This window comes from Pseudoalteromonas rubra (assembly GCF_004212645.1).
In the GTDB taxonomy this organism is placed as follows: Bacteria; Pseudomonadota; Gammaproteobacteria; order Enterobacterales; family Alteromonadaceae; genus Pseudoalteromonas; species Pseudoalteromonas rubra_G.
On sequence record NZ_PPUZ01000076.1, the window covers coordinates 1 to 22,243 of the forward strand.

Annotated in this window: 9 protein-coding genes and 1 pseudogene; 3 read left to right on the top strand and 7 right to left on the bottom strand. The window is 48.0% G+C overall.

The annotated features are described in order from the left end of the window. The first annotated feature begins 79 nt into the window (after positions 1 to 79). The gene (locus tag C3B51_RS20455; RefSeq protein WP_125718008.1) at positions 80 to 433 is read left to right on the top strand and encodes a gamma-glutamylcyclotransferase family protein; all 354 of its coding nucleotides are present in this window, start codon (positions 80 to 82) and stop codon (positions 431 to 433) included. 38 nt (positions 434 to 471) lie between these two features. On the opposite strand, the gene C3B51_RS20460 is transcribed toward C3B51_RS20455, so the two are convergent. Then, a complete protein-coding gene (locus C3B51_RS20460; RefSeq protein WP_130246240.1) occupies positions 472 to 1,530 on the bottom strand; it encodes a hypothetical protein in 1,059 nt (352 codons plus the stop codon). Between the two features lie 141 nt (positions 1,531 to 1,671). Continuing rightward, positions 1,672 to 3,912, bottom strand: coding sequence for a M14 family zinc carboxypeptidase (locus C3B51_RS20465; protein ID WP_165389213.1), 2,241 nt, complete (start codon positions 3,910 to 3,912; stop codon positions 1,672 to 1,674). A 465-nt stretch (positions 3,913 to 4,377) separates the two neighbouring features. Here C3B51_RS20465 and C3B51_RS20470 point away from each other — a divergent pair, with 465 nt between their 5' ends. Further along, complete coding sequence (locus tag C3B51_RS20470; protein ID WP_130246242.1) at positions 4,378 to 5,139, top strand: hypothetical protein; 762 nt, start codon at positions 4,378 to 4,380, stop codon at positions 5,137 to 5,139. A gap of 143 nt (positions 5,140 to 5,282) precedes the next feature. Beyond that, positions 5,283 to 6,026: a substrate-binding periplasmic protein gene (locus C3B51_RS20475; protein ID WP_130246243.1), complete on the top strand. Its 744-nt coding sequence runs from the start codon at positions 5,283 to 5,285 to the stop codon at positions 6,024 to 6,026. Here the strand turns inward: C3B51_RS20475 and C3B51_RS20480 are convergent. The 5 genes and pseudogenes from C3B51_RS20480 to C3B51_RS20500 all read right to left on the bottom strand — a co-directional run. Continuing rightward, a complete protein-coding gene (locus C3B51_RS20480) occupies positions 6,019 to 6,957 on the bottom strand; it encodes a class I SAM-dependent methyltransferase (protein WP_130246244.1) in 939 nt (312 codons plus the stop codon). The two genes, C3B51_RS20475 and C3B51_RS20480, sit on opposite strands and share 8 nt — an antisense overlap. Positions 6,958 to 7,079: 122 nt before the next feature. Beyond that, a complete protein-coding gene (locus C3B51_RS20485) occupies positions 7,080 to 10,997 on the bottom strand; it encodes a hypothetical protein (RefSeq protein WP_130246245.1) in 3,918 nt (1,305 codons plus the stop codon). Positions 10,998 to 11,012: 15 nt separating this feature from the next. Further along, positions 11,013 to 11,333, bottom strand: coding sequence for a hypothetical protein (locus tag C3B51_RS20490; protein WP_125718021.1), 321 nt, complete (start codon positions 11,331 to 11,333; stop codon positions 11,013 to 11,015). A gap of 153 nt (positions 11,334 to 11,486) precedes the next feature. Beyond that, positions 11,487 to 13,157: an O-antigen ligase family protein gene (locus tag C3B51_RS20495; RefSeq protein ID WP_130246246.1), complete on the bottom strand. Its 1,671-nt coding sequence runs from the start codon at positions 13,155 to 13,157 to the stop codon at positions 11,487 to 11,489. Between the two features lie 268 nt (positions 13,158 to 13,425). Then, a pseudogene (locus tag C3B51_RS20500) lies at positions 13,426 to 22,062 on the bottom strand (Ig-like domain-containing protein); the annotation flags it as partial. Positions 22,063 to 22,243 lie beyond the last annotated feature (181 nt).

Sequence of the window (22,243 nt, forward strand, 5' to 3'; positions counted from 1 at the left end):
CGTCATATTTGCTCCGTCAAATTGGACAGGTATTAAGTGAAATTGGTATAATTTACAAACAAAAACGCAAGGAAACCCAATGGAAGCACTTTTCTCATACGGCACACTGCAACAGTCCCAGGTGCAGCTTGATAACTTTGGCCGCTTACTCGATGGTGAGGCAGACAGCCTGACTGGCTATCGGCTGGGCCGGGTCAGAATTACCGATCCCGTGGTGTTGAAAAGCAGTAATAAAGCATACCACCCTATTCTTATCCATACTGCGAACCCGGACGATGAAGTAACCGGCACGGTATTTTTGATCACTCAGCAAGAGCTGATGCGCGCCGACAGCTACGAGGTTGACGATTACGTCAGGCAAGAGGCAACGCTGAAATCAGGAAAAACCTGCTGGATCTATGCCGCCAGCGACAGCGCCACCCTGGTAGATTGAGGGTTAACAGGCCATACGCCTGCTAACCTCAGATAAACTTACTCGCATGCCTTTCCACAGTTGCCAATGGTCACCTGTTTCTGACCAAGGTAGCTTGGGATCCCGTATACGCGATTATAGGCAATTGCGCCGATAAATTGGTTGTTATACAACAAGCCAGGCGTCCAACTACTGCTACGCCAGGTCCCGCTAAGCGCATATTTACTGATCCGATTGGCGCCGGGTGCACTGGCGCTGAACTGACCACCCCAGCTGGCTGTGATAATAGGTGCACTTTGGTAAACCCCAATGTGTGCCAGGTGTTTGCCATAACCGTAAGCATCCCGGTTAAGACTGACATTTAAGTTCATACCGGTTGCCAGATTGCCGATGATATTGTCTATATCAATATCCAGATAACGCTCTGCGGCATCCACATTGCCTCGAACGCGGCTGTCAGTGAGTATCTCTTGCATACCAAACAGCGCACCAGGCTGTTGCAGCGCTGCAAACTGTTGCAGGTTTGCCTTAATCAGATCATCTACCGCGCCAGTTGCTGCATCAGACGCGAAGTAGTCAACAAACAGGCTGATCCCGGGCAATGACAAGATCCCTCCTGAGCAGCTCACATCGACATCACGGCCATAGTTAATATCAATCTTTTCCAAAGCGCCCGTGTAGTAATTGTAAGTAACGGTTGGGGACAGATTTTCAAGGCGAACCGATACTTTAACACTGGGGCACAGCACATCGACGCCGTCAAACTTCACTTTGGTGTAAAGATCCAGACTGCCCACTGTTAAGCGGATTTTATAATTATCTGTACCGGTAAAAGTGGCAGATATATTACGGGCATCAACATCAACTGCATAAATATATTTAACAGCACTCATGTTATTGAGGTCACGACGAATATCCGACTCTGTTTCTAACTCAAACTGCCTCATGTCTGAAAACAAACTGTCTGCCAGCGTTCCCAGATTCACAGTACGCACCTTTTGGCTCGCATTGGGGTTACCTGTTGGCTTACTCAGTTTCAGCGTGGTTTCACCCGCACTGGCCGATTGAAAAGCCAAACCGGCAATGACACAAAACGCGGCTTGATAAGGGTGTTTCATCTACTTTTTCCTTGTTTTTTAGTTATTAGCGGACGTCAAAGTAGATGATAAAAAAAACAACAACACGACAAGCGCGTTAATTTTTTGTTTCTCTTAAATCTGGATAAAAGCGCGCAGATGCGCGCTTATTCAAAAGGCGAGTTACTTATTCTCCGAGACCGTAATAGTCTGCCATACCTCATTAAACTCATTGTCATTGTCTATCACAACAAGAGCAATGAGATAGTCACCAGGCGCGCTGAAGGTATGCACGGCTTTCTTTGCTCCGGGTAAGTATGGTGCGCTCTCTCCCATGCGCCAAAGGCGCTCAACAATTTCGCCATCCGGATCAGCTGATGTTGAGGAATCAAACTCACACGTCAAACCGCTGCATTGATAGCTAAATTGAGCAACAGGGGGACGTATACCGTCCAGTGCCAGCTGCACTGTTTTGATGTCTCGGAAACCATGACTGTCGTCAACCTGCAATGTAAGCTGGTAGTTACCCGCATGACGATAATCAATTTCGACCTGCTCACCATGAAACACGCCTAAGAAACGTTCGCCTGCTAAAACCCATCTGTATGTCAAAGCGTTTCTATCATCCTGGGTAACAGAGCCATCAAAACTGCAAACACCTTTACGACAATCAGCAACGAAGTCCGCCGCTGGCGCAACCGTGCCAGGCATGGCTTCATTATCTATGGTCAGGAATTTCGCATATTTGGGGCCCCACTGGCCAGCAGCATCTTGCGCACGAAAGGTCAGCGTATAACGGCCTTTGCGCCAGCGATGCGTGTCTAATGTAAAGTTAATTGATTCACTCACAGTGTCAAACACACCATCCGCAGCGGGCAATACAATACGCCGTTTTGCACGCTTGCCCTTTCTTTTTATGGTCAGCTCCACTTTGCGAATAGCGTCGCTGGGTGGCAACTGCCCGGTCAAAGAGCGGCCAAAAATATCATCCGCAACAGTTGCGATTATCTGCACCGGAGTGCCGGCAGGGATCGCTTCGTTACCTGCTCCCTGTAAGCGTAAGTCATTAATCTGTGGTCCTGCTGGCATCCGATAGGGACGCTTTGCAACCTTTGCAGCATAGATAAGAGCATTCAGGTTGTTGGGAAATATCTCCCCTTCAAAGTTGGCACAGCTTTCGAAGAAGGTATTGCCCAGTTCAAACGTAAATGATGCAACACCCAACTCTCCGTATGCATACCCATCGGCTGATCCGCCTGTTTTGAATATCTCTTTAGTCTGAAATGCCAGATAACCATTATAGGCCGCCATTCTGTGGCCCATCATAGATAACTGTTCAGCATTAGGACTGGGGGTCAGCTCACTCGACCAAGGCCACATCACAAAGCGGCTGAAACTATGCAGGTCCAGGAAGACCCCCTGGGTATTTAGAGGCGCAGGGTCACTCAGCAGATCACCGCGGCGATCTTTAAACAGGCCTTTGAGATAAGCCTGGATCGCTTGTGTTTCCGGCTCCGATGCGGCGCTGGGTCCATGATACGTTGCTGCACATTGCTCGCCTGTCGAGCCACCAATGGGGGAGGCCCAGGCAAAATCGAAGTTGCGGTTAAGATCAACACCTCGCATGGTGTCATCGAGTGCACAATAGGCCGTATTGGTGTTTTTACGCCACAGCTGCCCCTGCTCAGCGAGTACACGCCCATCCGGGTTGGCAATGAGTAAGATATGAATTTCCCGCTGGTCCATAATCCAGTTGATATCAGCATTCGTCTCTCGATTTTCAAGCAAATACTTGGCAAACTTCAGGGTAGTCGCGCCCGGCGTATATTCACGGGCATGCAGTGCTCCTTGCATATACAGTGCAGGGCGTTTGCGCCATTTGTTCTTCTTTTTGTTTTTCAGAACCAATACTGTCAAGTCGTGACCACCCAGCCCCTGACTTTTCTCCCACGACGGACCTATGTGCTTTAGCTCTACGAAATCTGGATAAGTTTGCGCCAGTGTCTGAGCCATCTGTTGGGTTTCTGCCAGAGTTGGATAACACGGAAAGTTCGGTATACCTGATTCCAGATCTGCGCTTTGGCTTCGCCCTGTCGCGGGGAGGTCCGTTAATTGCGCCCTCTTAACTTGCTCATTGGCGTCTGATCTTGAAAAAATCAACGCGCCATTTCCCTGTAATTCCGCAAACTGAGCTTGATTGAGCATTAGCACCAGATAATTGTCTTTTACATCCAGTATCGCATCATGAAAGCGAGTCAGATATTGTACTTTTTGTGTGTCACTGGAGAATGCTAATTGATAGGTGGATAAAGCGTGCTCAGAGGCTGTCAAAGGGGGTGTACTCGTCAATTCGTGACTACTGTGTGCAACGGCCGACAGGCTAATCGCACTTAATAAAGCCATTCCTAATATATTTTCTTTCATAGTGTTTCCTTCTTTTTGTTGATGAGTGTTTCTCACTGTGCCCAACCTATATTCCTTATTAAATGGGGAAAGGCAATTTCCAAGTGTAAACATACTGAAATATAAAAAAGCTCATTTATTATACGAATAGCCACAGCAATCTACTCTGATGGCTTTGGTAGAGGTCACAAATTGACATTGAATGGTATCAACAATAGACACGCTATTTTGCGGGTACAACGAAGCTTGTCCGACTGCTGTGCGCTCACAGCAAAAGTCATCAACACTTAATGTGTCTGATTTTGTTGTAAAAAATATCATCAACTTCCCAACCTTACCCTGCAACCACACAATATCTCTAAAAAGCACCCGGCTGTTTGTTTTAAAAGCCAGGTTGTTTGTTTAAAAATGTAAAACATCATTTTCTATTTTTCGGATCGTGATTAGAATGGAGCCAGTTATGACCCCAACCTGTAAGGGAAGACAATGAATACTTTACGATTTTCGATGCTTGCGCTGGCGTGCTCTGCGCTGATGGCCTGTTCAACTGAAACAACTAACTCCGAGAATGTTAAAACAGAGGCCATTTGGTCTAAAATTTATGTAACCACAACTGGCGAAACGTCGCGAGTGATTGCCGAACTTAATATTGATGGCCCAACAGGTAACAATATCAAGCTGACTGCTAATGATAAGCTAGTGGCAAAGGCTGCCAATATCAGCCAGGTTATGAGTGAAGATGAAGAATTATTCGACGTAGATTACCGCGCTATTTTTGATGTAACGTCAGGTGGCACTCTGTTTACCGTCGACTTTACCAGAGCCGCTGAAAACAAAACGCTGACGACAACTATGAACTTACCTCGTCCGTTCGAGATTATCACGCCACAGAAAAACCAATCTTACTCAGTGAATGACGAGCTGACACTTTCCTGGACCCCAGGTACAGAGGACGACACTCAGTTTGAGAGCAAACTGACCATTGAGTGTAAGAAAAACGACGGTGACAGCTTTTTTGTATATGTAAATAACGAGCAGCTAACTGACGATGGAACACAGGTGATCGACTTGAGTTCAATTGAAGAGTTAAAAGATACCGCTATCAATACCCGCCAGGAATGTAGCGCAGAATTTTATCTTGCCCGCACCCGTCCGGGTACCGTTGACCCCGGCTATGCAAGCGGCAGCTCCGCAAAAGCAGTCCAGGAACGTTACTCAGATAAGTTTGAAATTCGTCTGAGAAACTAGCTTAAGTCTATATGGCGCGCAAGCCGGCGCGCCATCTCTACGATGAACCTTGCGTCCCCTTATCAGGTGGTCTGAGGTGATGAACTGGATTTTTTTTTGCAAACACGGCAAACTGCGGGTTTTAGGCTTTTAACAGAGTGTCTATGCGTTTTGCGTTGTTGTTCACCCTTTTTGTTGCTTTGATACCTTTTACTGGCCACACCACAGTTATACGTTTCGTTGCAGAAGATCTGCCTCCTTATCATTATCTGGACCAGCAAGGAAAACCCACCGGTGCACTGGTTGAAATTGCAGAGCAATTACTCACCTCGACCGGATTGCAGGGTCACATCGAGATCATGCCAATGGCACGCGCACTGCACGAAATGCAGGCACGAGACAACACCCTGTTGTTGTCTTGGTTAAAAACACCTGAGCGTGCGCAAAATTATCGCTTTCTGGGCGTAATGTGCCATGTTCAGGCCTATTTAATTGGCCTTAAAGAACGCACCTTTTTACTTCAGGATTTAGCAAGTGCCAGAGCACATCGTGTTAGCACCATTCGTGGGTATTACAGCGAGCGATTTTTACGTGCCGCAGGGTTTTCGGAAGACCATGAGCTGGTGCTGGTATCACATTACCAAATGCTATGGCAAATGCTGTTCAAAGGCCGCACCGATTTGGTGTTAACCAATGCCCAGACAATAAACAAAGAACTCGCTGCGTTGGGGCTGCCAGCTGAACAGGTTGAGCGCAAGATGATGGTACCCGACTTTCCCTCAGAGCTGCATCTGGCTGCCAGCTTAAGTTTTGAGTCACATCAGGCGAACCTGTTGATGCATGCCCTGGCTCAGCTCAAAGCAACAGGAAAATATCAACAGATCCTGACAAAGTGGCAACTTAATTAATATTTTTTGTCTTAAAAACCAAGCATTTCAAATTGCTGTCTTCGTCTATATCAGGAAATTCAGGTGGGTTGGGTAGTCGGGCATCAAAGTGCATTTGTGGCGCTTCTCTGGCCATTTCATCGATTAAGAACTGGGCGCTCACTTGGGGTGAATTGACGCACGCCAGCACGACTCCCTGCGTAGTTAATAAATCCCCCAGACGCCTTAAGATCCGCTGATAATCTTTGGTCAATGCAAAGCTCCCCTTTTGAAAACTGGGTGGATCAATAATGATCAGGTCGTATGGTCCAAGTTTTTTCACTTTTCCCCAGGATTTAAACAGCTCATGACCCAAAAAGGAGACTTTACTTAAATCATGCCCATTCAGCTGGTGATTGACTTTACCTTGCTTCAGGGCCGCTTTCGACATATCGAGATTGACGACATGATCAGCGCCTCCAGCCAAGGCCGCAACGGAGAAACCACAGGTATAAGAAAACAAATTTAGGATACGTTTATCCTTTGCCTGGCTTTTCACCCATTGTCGACCCAGGCGCATATCCAAGAACAGCCCCATATTTTGCTTAGCGCCCAGCGATAAGCCAAACTTCAGGCCTTGTTCGCTGACAACGGGCATAGCTGACAGGTTACCATGTACGACATCAATGGGGGAACCCGTGGCATACCTGTGTTGCAGCAAGACTGCAGACACTCGCTCAGTCCATCCTTGAGTTTCAATGAGTATAAGTAGCTCAGACTTGAGCGCTTCAACCCATTGCGGCTCATGCTCTTTGAATAGGGAAACAAGCAGCTGTCCCTGTAACCAGTCGACCGTAATGTGTTCAAGCCCGGGATAACTGCGACCCCGACCGTGAAAGAAGCGGCTAAGTTCATTCGTGAGTGTCTGTTGCGAAAGGTGTTGTAATAAGGTGGCAAGTGGCGTATCGGTCATTTAATTTGAGTATTTTTCAATATTGACCCTTATTTTACTTGGGTTTGTTTGTTTGATGCAAATGACATAAAAAAGCCCGGCTAAATGAGCCGGGCCTGGTTGTTATTGCGCTTGTTCTGACATTACTGTTTTACACAGTAAAGGCGCGCTTTAGATCCACAACTTAGGTTACTACTTTGCACCCACTCAGTCGATGTTTCTCCAGCAACACCCGTCATAGCACCACCAAATGAATATGGGTCGTTGGGAGAGCTACTTCTCCAGCTATCACATGCATTCCAATTAATAGAGCTTCCCTGAGAATTCATATTTGTCCATACACGTGCTCCTGTTACATCATTGCCCTTTTCATCATATATAATTCCAACTTGTAATGGCGTCGTGTTTGTGCGCCACAAATCTGAACCGCTACTAGCGACCACATCACCGTTAATGTCATAGACAGTTGCTGAACGGTCCACTGCGTAATACATAGAGTTCAGCAGGGCTTCATATTTACCTGATGGCACCTTGGAACCGGCGCTATTAGCCAAGGAATTACAGATACTGTCTGCACCGCTGGTGCCTCCCAGATTACCAGTGTGTTCAGTACTTGTAACAAACATGACGTTTTTAACGTTTGACGATACACCTTTGAGTAATAAAGACCAACGCTCCGTATCCAAAATCGGCGATTTCCTAGAACTCATTGAAGCAACATCCTGAGTTGCGACATAAAGGCTATTGTTAAACTCTACACGTGCTACCTCTCCAGTCTGATAAGTATGTTCTGAAGACCAGGCAAGCTTAGTTGGCGTGAACTTAAGAGTAGAAGCCAGGGCTGTTAGCATATCAGCCTGATTTGCTTTTGCTGACAGCGCAGTATCGACATCACTTTGGTTCGCCTTCAAAGCCAGCGCAGTATTGACATCACTCTGGTTCGCCTTCAAAGCTAGCGCAGTATTAACGTCGCTCTGGTTCGCCTTCGTTGCCAGCGCAGTCGTAACATCGCTTTGGTTTGCCTTCGTTGCCAGCGCAGTATTAACATCACTCTGATTCGCTTTCGCAGCCAGCGCAGTATCTACATCGCTTTGGTTTGCCTTCGCAGCTAGCGCAGTATTAACGTCACTCTGGTTTGCCTTCGTTGCCAGCGCAGTATCCACATCGCTTTGGTTTGCCTTCGCAGCTAGCGCAGTATTAACGTCACTCTGGTTTGCCTTCGTTGCCAGCGCAGTATCCACATCGCTTTGGTTAGCTTTTGCTGCAAGCGCCTGATTAAACTGCGTTTCTGTAACATAGTTAGTCAACGTTTGGGTTACATCCGAGCTTAGCGCAAAGGATGTAAAATCGGGCAGCTCTGTACGTTTAACCAGTTGCTCAGCGTCGTAATCAACTCCCTTAGCCAGAATAGACCAAGGTTGTTGAATATTGCCCTCGGAATCCAGTGGCGGCACACCCACAACTTCCTGAGTCGCGATAAACGCACTGCCCATATAGCTAATCACATCTCCAACCGAATACTCTGTGGTCAGCAGGTAGCCAGAAGCATTAAAGTTTATGCCCGCAGCTCCTTTGGCGACCAACAGTTGCCAGCGCTGTGTATCTTGTTCAGGAGACAGATTAACACCATCTGTATCTGGAATAGATATCGATGCTATATATGCACTGCCCTGGAAAGTAACGACATCATCAACCTGATAACCAGACTGTGCATTCCAATCACCCTTGACTTGCAGTCCTTTTGGACCGGGCGCACCATCTTTACCTGGAGCACCGTCAACACCATCTTTACCTGGAGCACCGTCTTTACCTGGAGCACCGTCTTTACCTGGAGCACCGTCTTTACCTGGAGCGCCATCTTTACCTGGAGCACCATCTACGCCGTCTTTACCTGGAGCACCATCAACGCCGTCTTTACCTGGAGCACCATCAACGCCGTCTTTACCAGGTGCGCCATCTTTGCCGTCCAGTCCATCTTTACCAGGCATACCAGACCCTACTCCCGCAAACAGCGACAACCAGTCTGGGGATGATGCCGGATCAAGGTTAACCGTTCCTGACTCCTCAGTCGTCGGTATATCTACACGTGCGATGTAAGCCTGCCCTTCATGCACGACCACATCATCCACGCTATAGGCTGACTCCGCAGACCATTCACCTTTAACAGTCAGGCCTCGATCGCCTTTATCACCCTTATCACCCTTGTCGCCTTTTTCTCCTTTAGCACCTGGGTCCCCTTTTTCGCCGCGTTCACCTTGCGCACCTCGGTCACCTTTGTCGCCTTTTTCTCCTTTGGCACCTGGGTCACCTTTTTCGCCGCGTTCACCTTGCGCACCTCGGTCACCTTTGTCGCCTTTTTCTCCTTTGGCACCTGGGTCACCTTTTTCGCCGCGTTCACCTTGTTCACCTCGGTCACCTTTGTCGCCTTTTTCTCCTTTGGCACCTGGGTCACCTTTTTCGCCGCGTTCACCCTTTTGGCCATCGACACCGTCCTGACCTGGTAAACCATCTTTACCATCAACACCATCTCTACCGTCAAGGCCATCTTTACCAGGCAGACCCGACCCGACACCAGCAAACAGTGACAACCAGTCGTTGGAGGCCGCCGGCGCTTCATTCACCGAGCCCGATTCCTCAGTGGCAATGATATCTACCCGGGCAATATAAGCTTGGCCTTCATACACAACAACATCGTCGGCTTTGTAGGCAGATTCAGCGGACCAGCTACCTTTAATAGTCAGGCCACGATCACCCTTGTCACCTTTTTCACCTTGCTCGCCTCGGTCACCCTTTTCGCCTTTCGCGCCTCGCTCACCAGGGTCACCTTTCTCTCCGCGATCGCCTTTCTCACCTTGCTCACCTTTGGCACCCTGCTCTCCTTTTGCGCCAGGATCGCCTTTCTCGCCACGATCGCCTTTTTCACCTTGCTCACCTTTGGCACCCTGTTCGCCTCTCTCGCCAGAGTCGCCTTTCTCGCCTCGGTCGCCTTTCTCGCCCTTCTCACCTCGGTCGCCTTTTTCGCCTTGCTCACCTTTGGCACCCTGCTCACCTTTTTCGCCTCGGTCGCCTTTTTCACCTTGCTCACCTTTGGCACCCTGTTCGCCCTTCTCGCCAGGCTCACCTTTTTCGCCTCGGTCGCCTTTTTCCCCATCGGCTCCGTCACGGCCATCAACGCCATCTTTACCGTCTGCTCCGGCCTCACCTTGCTCGCCTTTTGCAACCAGTTGCAACCATTGTGCTGCCACATCTGGCGATGGGTTTGCGTCACCACCCTCTTCTACGGCAGCCACATCTGCAATAGCAATATAAGCGCTACCATTAAAGCTCACTAAATCGTCCACAACGTAGGCAGCAAGCTCCGTCCAGGCACCTTTAACCTGAAGACCTTTATCACCTTTTTCACCTTGGTCACCTTTTTCACCCTGGTCACCTTTTTCACCCTGGTCGCCTTTTTCACCCTGGTCGCCTTTTTCACCCTTAGCGCCATCAAGGCCATTCGCCCCTGGTGCGCCATCTTGTCCATCCGCTCCGTCTTTACCGTCAACGCCATCTTTACCATCAACACCATCACGGCCATCTGCGCCTGGCTCACCTTTCAAACCGACAGTAGAGCCAACCCATTCACCGTTTTCATTAATCACGGGGATCCCGGCAACGGAAACCTGAGTCGCATCAACCGCCCCTTTAACTGAGCCAGATACATCGGCATAATATGCACTGGGCACTGCGTCGATACGCAATCGAGGAGACATTTCAATATCGTCTCCGACTTTAATGCCAAGTTCTAATTCTGTATTTTGAAAAATGGCAGCGTCAATGTCGTTGTTTTCGCCAAGTCGGACGCTATATTGACCGTCTACAACCTGAACTTCTCTGACTTCCTGCCAGAGGCTTTGTTCATTGGCATAAAGTGTGAATGTTATGGTTAAAGTATCATTGACGACCTCTTGTGTGTTTGAGTTAGTCAATGTACCTTGGTGGTTTAGTTGTGCTGAAATTGCAGGCATAGAGATAGCACCGGCAGCAGCAATCATTGCGGCTAACGCATTAACTTTAAACATAATTTCCCTTAAAAGTTAGTCTAGAGCGGTTTGAGCATTGTCTAATTGAAAGTTATTGGAGCTTGCTTTTTGAGTCACAATGACTGTCGAAGCTTTTAGATCGTGACGTCCTGAAGAAGCGCTTTGTATTACAGGCTGAGCCTGTGCAGTTTGAGACACTGTGTGTGTTGCTTTAGCGGGAGTAGGTTCTGGATCTGGTTTTGACGTGACAGGCTTATCAACGCTAGTCCCCTGATCACCGGTTTGTGCCGTATCCTTACTGTCCCCTGAGCCACATGCTGAAAGCGAGGCAGCCATAACAATCACCAACAACAGTGATGAAATTTCCTTAGTCATTTTCTTCTTCCTGAATTAAGTATTATTTTTAAAATTGGAACTATAGCAGGTCCATACTACAAGAGAAGTCTATCAACTCATTTCTGCTCAAACAACTTTTTTTCTTCTTTTACAAAAGGTTAATGGGAATAAAATTTCCCATACCAATGTAATTCAAAGAACAAGGCGCGATTCCAATTTTTTCTGTGCATCCATTTTTAATTTATGAGCGCGAGCTAAGTTTGGATAAAATGTCAAAAGAAAATCTAGCTGGCTCACGGCTCCTGCGTAATTATGGCGCTGTATCATCAGCTCAGCAGCCGCAAGAAGCCCACTCGTATGGTAGGGGTATAATGGTATAAATTTCTCAAGTGCCCCCAGCGCCTGTTCATGATCTTTGTACAAGTACCTCTGAAGAATGTAGTAATCATATAGTGCTTTGCTATCGTAGGGATTTAGTTTGAAACTGCGTTGCATGTATAACTGGTTTCCCGACACATACCCTAAATGTGCATAGTAACTAGCCAGATGATTCGATGTAAAAACCCCCGCATATACGACAATTAAGGCGGGGAGGTATTGAAACCTAATCACCTTCTTATCTGTTCTGTTTTCTTCAATTAACTCTTTATTTCTATACAGTACAAAAGAGAACAAAAGTATTGCGAAAAACAGGCTTGCAGGGGTCAAGAAAAGCGCGGTAAACATCGAGTGGAACACAGTAGAAATCATAGCAACAAGTAACCATCGATCGATCTGATTGCCTTTGTAAGCATTCACCATAGATTTAAACACCATCAATGTGAGTATCGCACAAAAAATCAGCCCTCCAGCCCAGCCTGTTTCACTGAAAAACTTCAGCGCTATGTTATGAGGTGTTTTAAGGATCAATCCGCTCCCCACCATAGGCGATGCATCTGCTGTCCCAAGCTTCGCATATTTAGGGTGAATATATTCAAAATTATTAGCACCTACCCCTAGAGGCTTATCAAGGACCATATCAAACGTGTTGACAAACAACTCCTCTCTTCCCGTATCCAAATCCTTTATGCTTTGTAGCTTGTCATTCAACCTTCCACCCAAATAACTATCCACCTGGGAATAGGCAATACTTCCAGCCAGTAAGCTTGCGGTAATAGTTAGATAGGTAAATGCCTTACGCTTGAGTTTGCCTAAAATAAGCATAAACAAAACTGTTTCGCCCAGTAGTAAACCCAATATCGTGCCGCGAGTACCTGACTCGAGCAATGCACAAATACAGACGATAAAAGAGAAAGCACCACAGATGGATCGCGTATTTAATTTCCCCTGGTACAAAATAGCAGCAACGAGCACAGGCAACCAAACATTGAGCACTTGTCCAAGGTTGTTAACGAACCCGAATGAAGAAAATGCAGTTACGTGAACCAAATCGTAATCGTTTATCCGGGATTCAATGTAGAGCAAAGAGAAGATAGCCGAAGAGCAAATAACAATATCAAAAAGCAGTGTGACACCATATCTATGCCATATGCTTTTGAGCAATAAATAGCAAAGTAACACGCTTCCTACATACCTAAGAATGAACACGACACTTTCATATGGATTCACAGCTTGTAATGACGAAGCAAGCATCAAGACGAATAAAGTAGCGCAAAGCCAGCCAACGCGGCCAATTTCAATATCTACTTTCTTAATAAATGCATAGGTGAGGCCAGTACAAATGAAAAGGTCCAGTACTATCCACTTAGGAACGTCAAACTTATAGTAAAAGGCATCCCACGACCATGAAGATATTAAGACTGAAGCTAGGATAGTTAAGAAGCCAAACCAGGGAATATTAAGGTTCATTCCATTACTTTGCACAGTTACACTCCATTTTTACAACTTGCCGGGACAGAAAATCTCGATTTCTTACGCTATCTGTAGATTATACCGGTACTTATCGGAGGGACTCTAACACAGTCGCTGATTGAAATGTATAGTTATGAACTCTGAATGTAAATTTCATATTTGGAGGAAGAGACAGGATGTTTAACCTTTAAGGAAACAGAGCCTGGCTCCAATTAATCTTTTTCACGGCAAAAAAGCGGGATTGGACTTACAGCCCAATCCCGGTCAATTTAAAATAGGATTAGAATCTCAGGCTAATCCCGGCTGATATTTCATTAATGGCGTTTTCACTGAGATTGTAGTAGCTATAACTTACATTAACAGACGTATTTTCCATAACATCATACCCCAGTGTTATACCTCCATAAGCGCTGGTCCCTTCTTTTTCATATTGCAGTAAATGCTTACTGTTGCGTGTACTGTCAATCTGATATTTCCAATCGAACGCCCCCAGGAACAGGGCCGCACTAAAGCGCTCATAACGTAACACTTCAAATCCGGTTTGCAACGCGAATCCTTCTGGTAATACCGGCGCTGCTCGTGCTACTAGCTCATGCGCTGTGTCTGGCGTAAGAGACTGACCGGTTAACTCAAGACGCCCCTGGCCCAGATCAATATAACGTAGCCCAACCTCCCACTTCGGTATTAGCTCGTAAAAGGCACCAGCCGACCAGGACTCACTATTGTCATCAACTTCACCTACTGTCAGCCCGCCAACAGAAGCGGGCACTTGATAGTCAGCCTCAGCCTGCCCAACCGTTGCCTCAACTCGCCATTGCTGCGCCAATACTGGATTGGCTAGCAAACAACTCGTGGTAAGCAGTGTATAGGCTGGCAATTTACTATTACGGCGACGTAAAATTAATGCCGACATCATTATCACTAATAATCCTCCCAGACCACCCGAAGATGTGTTTTCCACACTGACAGTTTGATACGCAGAGACCGTCACCTTGACAATGCCCTGGCTGGTCGCGCCTTTGCTGTCTCTTACCTGATACACGATGACATCTTCTCCAGAGTAACCCAGTTTCGGTTCGTAGGTCAGTGTGCCATCAATATTCACTGTTGCCTTACCATGTGTGGCCACTGCACTGACCAGGAATAGTTCATCACCATCCGCATCAGTATCATTGGCAAGCACATCAATAACTAAGCTCGTTTTATCATCCGTCGTAGCGACATCCAGCGTTGCGGTTGGTGCTTTGTTAACGGTCAGGTTGACAATAGCCTGACTGTTAGACGTACCACCCTGGCCATCTGAAATACTATACTGGATGGTCGCAACACCCACGAACGTCGCAGGTGGCGTATATACCAGCTTATTGTCTTCAATGCGTACAGATCCAAAGTCAACGGTGGCACCTGTAATGGTCAAGACATTGCCATCTGCATCAGTATCATTTGCCAGCACATCTATGATAATTTGCTGGCCCGCTGCAATTGTGACTTCGTCTGCAACAGCAACAGGTAAAGTGTTACTGGTTCTTGGCACGGCAATGCCGCCCGGATCAACTACGCTGCGGTTGGCGATACCATCGTCATCATTTGGACCACCATCAACAATTTGCAATTGCACACACCAGTCACCTTCGGTCACACCTTCAGTCCATTCATTGCTGCCAGGAGGTGGGCAATAACCCGGTTCACCTGTGGCCGACAATATGGCGTTGCCACCGGTTACAACAAAGTCGACCCACTCATCATTTTTAAGTTTACGGTAGACTGCATTGGCAGGGATCGGTCTGCGCTGAGGTATAACTATGGTGTAGGTATCACCTGCTTGTGGCAGTCCGGTTGCAATAAAGTCAAATAGCCCGCCAATGTTGATTGCATCCCCATCTCCTGGCAGTTCATTTTCGAGCAACTGAACGCCACCAGTCTCGTTTTGCGCCACGGTTGCGCCTTTACGCAGACAGACACCCGGCTCACCTTCAACCAGGAATTGAGCCGACTCGGCAGCTTGCTCCTGCATAACGTTACATTCGGTGATAGCATCCTGGAAGTCAGGTATGCCGTCGTCATCCGAATCGGCGTAGCCTTCCTCGTCATCCGGTATCAAGTCACCATCTGTATCTATCTGTGTCAGAGCCTGCAGCTCAGCAACCACCTCAAGATAGATGTCTCTTCTCGAAGAAAGGCTAGGCTGAGCATCGTCCGTAGCAGTCACGGTCAACTGGTAAATACCCTCTGCCAGCCCAGAGGTACTGAATACAAAGGTATTTTCGTCGTTACTCTGATTGACCAAAGCATTATCAACCGAGTTCCAGCTTAACGTCACATTATCCTGCGGATTTGCATCTCTGGCAGTTGCAGTCACAGTGACTAATTCATCGTTAATGGTAAGCAACGAACGGGTTTCGCCCGCCTGTGCCACTTTAACAGATACTTTCGGTGCGACATTTTCTTCAACTATGGTCACTGTCGTGGACGATTTTGCCCCTCGGTTCAGTGAGTCTGCCAACGTGATGACGATGTTTTCGTTACCTTCAACGACGCCATCACCAAATACGTTGAAATTAATTTGACCGGATGTACCAGATTCAATCACCACCTGACCATCCACCAAATCATGATCTGAAGCGCCGGCAGTTCCCGAAACGCTATATGGAATCGTCACCGGATAACTTGGTGCCGGACCATTTAGGAATACACTCACTGTATGGCTCTGCTCTTCCGCTACTTCACTGTTTTTCTCGAGTGAAATAAGTGGATTAACAAATACGTTTTGCGTTGCTATGGACTGCGCTCCCTGGCTATCTGTTGCTTCCCAGTACACAAAATGCGTGCCCGGTGCGAACAGAGTTGTACCATCAACAAGAGACACAGGAATAGTATTCCCATTACCATCCACAGCCGTTGCCGTACCCAGTGATACCTTGGTAAATAACCCCGTTGCATTGGCAGTTACGTCGGTTGGGACTGTGATAACAGGAAGGGTAGCGACCGGTGCTGAGTTAATACGTACCTGAGCTGTTGCTTTGCTACGCGCCTTTTGACTGTCCTCTATCAAGTAATTGACGACAATCAAACCTTGGGTCTCCGCCTGAGCAACATAGGATAATGTACCATTGGCAATAGATACACTGCCAACCGATGCTTTAGCACCCACAATTCTTAGCACATCTCCCGCATCAGCATCCGTGTCATTGGCTAACACATCAAGAATATAGGTATTATTAGCCTGCGGTTCGAAAACAAAGCTGTCGTTCACTGCAACCGGCAGATCGTTGACTGCGTTAATGGTGATCTTCACTTCGCCTGCAGTAGAATCCAGGCTACCGTCGTTGGCAATGTAGCTGAAACTATCCAAGCCATTGAAGTTGCTAAACGGCGTGTAAGTGAAGGTATTACCTTGCAGCACCAGTAAACCATTTACCGGCTGACGCTCAATGGATACCGTGACGCTATCGCCATCTTCATCCGATGTGTTTGCCACAAAGCTGGTGGTACCATCCTCGTTAGCCACCACATCCATATTGTTCGCAACCGGCGGGTTGTTCACAAACTGAACGTTAATGTCGAACGGGCTCAAGGCAGTCTGGGTAACCCCATCTGTCACGCTTATCACAATATTACTATAAACTCCCTCGTCATCTCTGCCCGGCGTGCCCGACAGCGTGCCCGTTGCGGTATCAAACTGAGCCCATACAGGCAGGTTAGCGACAGCAAATGTTAGCGCGTCCCCATCTGTGTCAGAAGCCTGCGGAGTAAAGCTGTACTCAGTATTGTGGACTACTGTGGTATCTGGCGTACCAGAAATCACTGGCGCATCATTTACGGCATTAATCGTTAACGACACAGTGGCTGTATTTGAGTCAAGCGCCCCGTCATTGGCCATAAAGCTAAAACTGTCAGCGCCATTGAAGTCTGCATTTGGTGTATACAACCAGGTAGTATCAGACTGCTGCTGTAATGACCCAGACGACACACCAGACACTATGCTGTATGTCAGCGGGTCAGCATCCGGGTCAGTGCCACTTAATGTAATCAGCAAGGTGTCGTCTTCGTTGAGCGACAATGCTTGCCCCTCGACGACCGGCGCGTCATTAATTGGGGTGACACTCAAGGATACCGTAGCCTCGTTCGATACAGCACCAGCCTGGTCTTTCACGGTATAAGTGAAGCTGTCATTGCCGAAGTAGTTCGTATTAGCCGTGTAGATAATGGTGCCCTGTGCCGTCACTGTAGTTTGACCATTTTCAGCAGCCTGGACAACGGTGACACTACTCAAGTCGAAGCTATCTCCTTCATCCACATCAAAGTCATTGCCCAGCACGTTTACTTCGAACGACCCTTCTTCTTGCAACTCAACGCTATTATTGACCGCTACTGGTGCATCATTCACCGGTGTTAGGGTGACTGAGACCGTTGCAGGCAAAGAAGCAAGCCCTTCGCTATCGGTTAAGGTATAAGTGAAGCTGAAGGTGCCCGTTTCATCTTGTTTGGGCGCAATCTCCAAGGTGCCATCGGCCAGAATAGTCACATCCGCTTTTGCATAGCTACCCGCGCCATTACCTTGGTCTTCTAGTGTGACATTCGCACCATTAAAGCCCTGATCTTCCACATCTGAATCGTTCGCAAGGATATCGAGAACAACCGTGACATCTTCGTCCGTGGTGACCGCATCATCCCCCACCACAGGGCGATCGTTGATAGCACCAATATTGACAGTAATGTTGGCTGACGCCGAGGCCAACCCGTCACTGTCTGCAATAGTATAAGTGAAGGTATCTTCACCGGTCTCATTGGTGTTTGGTGTATAGACTAAAGTACCCGCCTCCTGGTCCAGCGTGACCAAACCCAGATTTGGTGTGCTGGTCAGTGTCAGCTCCCCGGTTGGAATACCATCTTCTATGTCCGTCGCTGCTGCACGTACAGCCAGTGCCGCAGACGGGGTGTCTTCATCTGTGCTGATCGTTAAGTTTGCAGCAACTGGTGCATCGTTCACAGGCGTGATTGTCACGACAACCGTTGCCTGATCAGACGTATTAAGCGCGGTATCTGCTACCGTATAAGTAAAGCTATCCTGACCATTCTCGTTCGTTGCAGGCGTATAAGTTGCGATGCCATTCACAATGGACACAGATCCTTTGCTCGGCGCAGTCACAACCACAGCCGAAGCCGCGTTCATATTGCCTTCTGGGTCACTGTCGTTGTCCAGCAGGGCTATTTGTACCGCTGTATCTTCGTTGGTTGTTGCACTGTCATCTACCGCTGTTGGCGCATCCTCAACCGGATTAATTGTTAACGAAACCGTATGGGTAGCGGAGGTGGCATTTTGTGCATCGGTTACCTGGAAGGTAAAGCCGTCGCTGGTGCTTTCCGAGCCATCATGCTGATAGTTGAAGCTGCCATCAGCGTTTAAGGTCAGCACACCATGCTGTGGCTGAGAAACCGCACTGGCAGACAAGCTATCGCCGCTATCTAAATCGTCGTCACTCGCGTTGCTCAGTAAGCCTAGCGTCGTAGTCACGGTCAACAGCTGCCCTTCATCAAGGCCAAAACTATAGTCCTGTGCCGTTGGCGCATCATTGGTGTTGACCACCTCAATATCAAAGGAGCTAAGTGACTGTTGTGCGCTGCCGTCTGAAACCGTAATCACGATTTGCGTGTCGGTGCCCACATTAGCGTCTGTCGGCGTACCCGATAACGTACCCGTTGTGGTATCAAAGCTTGCCCAGCTAGGTTGATTACTGATAGAGAAGACCAGTACATCACCGGCATCGACATCCGTCACAGTAGGTGTAAAGCTATAGCTGGAATCTTCATTCACGCTGGTCGCAGGGGAACCGCTAATTTCTGGTGCATCATTGGTATTAACAACCGTGAGTGAGAACGCAGGCAAGGACGTAGTTGCCGTGCCATCACTAACCGAAATCACTATGTCGCTTATGGTGCCAACGTCACTGTTGGTTGGTGTGCCCGACAGTGAACCAGTTTGCGTGTTAAAGCTCGCCCAGGCTGGCTGATTAACAATGCTAAAGGTTAAGTTGTCTCCGTCATCATCCGCTGCAACAGGTGTAAAGCTATACGCTGAGTCCTCATTGACCGATGTTGCCGGCGTTCCGGAAATGACCGGTGCATCATTGACATTCACAACTGTAATTGCAAATGCATTCAGACTCGCAGTCTCCAAGCCATCAGTGACACTGATGACAATGTCCTGATAAGTGCCAACATCGCTGTTGGCAGGCGTACCTGTTATGGCACCGGCTGAAGTAGAGAAACTTGCCCAGGATGGCAGATTTGTCACGCTAAAGGTGAGTGTATCACCACTATCAACATCCGTCGCCGTTGGTACAAAGCTATAAGCCGAGTCTTCATTCACACTAGTCGCTGGCGTTCCTGATATCACAGGTGCATCATTGGTATTTGTTACTGTTAATGAGAATGCAGCCAGTGAGACTGTCTCTGTGCCATCACTCACACTGATAACAATATCTGAAGTTGTACCCACATTGTCATTCGTCGGAGTACCCGAGAGCGTGCCCGTTTGCGTATCAAAGTTTGCCCAGGTGGGTTGATTCGCGATGCTAAAGGTCAGACTGTCGCCCGTATCGACATCATTTGCTGTTGGCGTAAAGCTATATGCTGCGTCTTCACTGACACTGGTCGCTGGCGTGCCTGAGATTGTCGGTGCATCATTAGTATTTACCACTGTGATATCAAAGGCTGTCAGGCTCACAGTTTCAGTACCATCCGTCGCACTGATCACAATCCCCTGATAAGTAGCAACGTCATCATTCGTAGGTGTGCCCGTTATAGAGCCGGTAGTCGTATCAAAGCTGGCCCACGATGGTAAATTCTGAACACTAAAGGTCAGTGTGTCAGCGTCCGCGTCAGTCGCGGTTGGGGTAAAGCTGTAGGCGCTGTCTTCGTTAACCTCGGTTGCAGGTGTACCTGAGAGTACCGGTGCATCATTTACTGGTGTGACAGTCATAGTGACCGTCGCCTCGTTTGATACCGCACCTGCCGCATCAGCTACCGTATAGGTAAAGGTGTCTTCACCAGAGAAATTTGTGTTAGGGGTGTAAATGATCGCGCCCGCAGTCGTAACCTGAGTTTGACCACTGCTTGGCGCCTGGACCACAGTGACACTGGATGCATCAAAGCTATCATTTTCGTCCACATCGGTGTCATTACCCAAGACGTTGACTTCAAATGAGCCCTCTTCCATTAGCTGCGCAACATTATCAACAGCGACTGGCGCATCATTGACTGGCGTCAACGTCACTGTCACCGTTGCTGCATCTGAACTAAGGCCTTCGCTATCAGTCAGTGTGTAAGTGAAACTAAAGGTGCCCGTCTCGTCTTGTTTAGGTGCTATCTGCAATGTGCCGTCGGTGAGTATGCTAACATCTGCTTTGGCATAACTGCCCGCACCGCTACCCTGATCTTCAAGAGTAACATTTGCGCCATTGAAGCCCTGATCTTCAACATCCGAGTCGTTGGCAAGTATGTCAAGCGTCACACTGACATCTTCATTAGTAGTGACACTGTCATCAGCAACAACAGGACGATCATTCACAGCACCTATGTTCACAGTGACAGAGCCAGACTCTGAGGTACTGCCTTCGCTATCTGTGATGGTATAAGTGAAGGTATCCTGACCCGTTTCATTTGCATTTGGTGTGTACACCAAAGTACCGGCTTCCTGATCGATCGCTACGCTGCCCTTTGAAGGTTGCGTGGCAAGGGCAATATCACCCGAAGGCGTACCATCCTCAATATCGCTAGCACCGGCACGCACAGCAATGGCGTCACTGGCATTGTCCTCATCTATTGATACAGTGAAGTTTTGAACCGTGGGCTGGTCGTTAACAGGCGTAATAGTCACCGTGACGGTTGCTGCTGCGGAGGTATTAAGTGCCGCATCTTTAACCGTATAAGTGAATGTGTCTTGACCCGTTTCATTGGCATTTGGCGTATAAGTTACCACGCCATTAGCTATGGTCACGGTTCCTTTACCAGGCTGGGTCGCGATAGCGGCAGAGGCCTCAACCAAGTCATTTTCAGGATCGCTGTCGTTGGTCAGCAGATCGAAAATAACTGCTGTATCTTCATTGGTCGTTGCTGAATCATCCACTACGGTTGGCGCATCCGCCACCGGCGTGATTGTCAGCGTAACCGTTTGTGTTGCAGAGGTTGCATTATTACTGTCGGTCACCTGATATGTAAAGCTATCGCTGTGGTTTTCACTGCCATCATGCTGGTAGCTGAAGCTGCCATCTGCGTTTAAGGTCAACTGGCCATACTGTGGCTGACTTACGGCACTCGCCGTTAAAGTATCTCCGCTATCCGTGTCATCATCCGTAGCGGTACTTAACAAACCGTTAGCCGCTGTGACGTTCAATGTTGCCTCTTCATCCAACGTGAAGGTAAAGGCCTGTCCAACCGGTGCATCATTGGTGTTTACCACTTCAATGCTGAACGCCGTTAAAGTTGCCTGATCAGTACCATCCGATACTGAAATTTGAATATTTGCATGGGTACCAACATCGCTATCCGTTGGCGTGCCGGTAAGAGCGCCTGTCGTGGCGCTGAACTCTGCCCAGTCTGGCTTGTTCACAATGCTATAAGTGTGTGTATCTCCCTCATCCGAATCAGTCAGGGTCGGTGTAAAGCTATAGGCCTCATCTTCATTTACCGAGGTAGCAGGTGTACCCGACAACACAGGAGCAACATTATACTGCTTAGTCACTGTTGCAGTGACACCTTCAGAAGCATTACCCGCTTCATCAGTTACAGTCACAGTCAGCGTCAAGGTTCCCTCATCAAGGGTACTCACATCAACGCCGGTCAACTGCTGGCTGCTTGCAGTGATTGTTGTCGCGCTGTTACTTGAAACAGTATTAGTGCCATCACTGATTTGATAGGTAAATGTGCCTGACCCTTCTAAGCCAGATAGAGTGAAGCTTAGTGCCGATTCATTGTCACGATTAATCACGGCTTGGTCGACAGCGACAGATTGGCCTGATGGCGTAACATTATCGAGCGTAATAGTCTGGGTCGCAGCAGAAGACGTATTGCCTGCGGTATCCGCCTGGGTCGCCGAC

Bases quoted from the DNA above. Each gene is read 5' to 3' on its own strand.
- C3B51_RS20485 (WP_130246245.1), bottom strand. From the start codon at position 10,997: ATGTTTAAAGTTAATGCGTTAGCCGCAATGATTGCTGCTGCCGGTGCT.
- C3B51_RS20455 (WP_125718008.1), top strand. From the start codon at position 80: ATGGAAGCACTTTTCTCATACGGCACACTGCAACAGTCCCAGGTGCAG.
- C3B51_RS20460 (WP_130246240.1), bottom strand. From the start codon at position 1,530: ATGAAACACCCTTATCAAGCCGCGTTTTGTGTCATTGCCGGTTTGGCT.
- C3B51_RS20475 (WP_130246243.1), top strand. From the start codon at position 5,283: ATGCGTTTTGCGTTGTTGTTCACCCTTTTTGTTGCTTTGATACCTTTT.
- C3B51_RS20470 (WP_130246242.1), top strand. From the start codon at position 4,378: ATGAATACTTTACGATTTTCGATGCTTGCGCTGGCGTGCTCTGCGCTG.
- C3B51_RS20465 (WP_165389213.1), bottom strand. From the start codon at position 3,912: ATGAAAGAAAATATATTAGGAATGGCTTTATTAAGTGCGATTAGCCTG.
- C3B51_RS20490 (WP_125718021.1), bottom strand. From the start codon at position 11,333: ATGACTAAGGAAATTTCATCACTGTTGTTGGTGATTGTTATGGCTGCC.
- C3B51_RS20480 (WP_130246244.1), bottom strand. From the start codon at position 6,957: ATGACCGATACGCCACTTGCCACCTTATTACAACACCTTTCGCAACAG.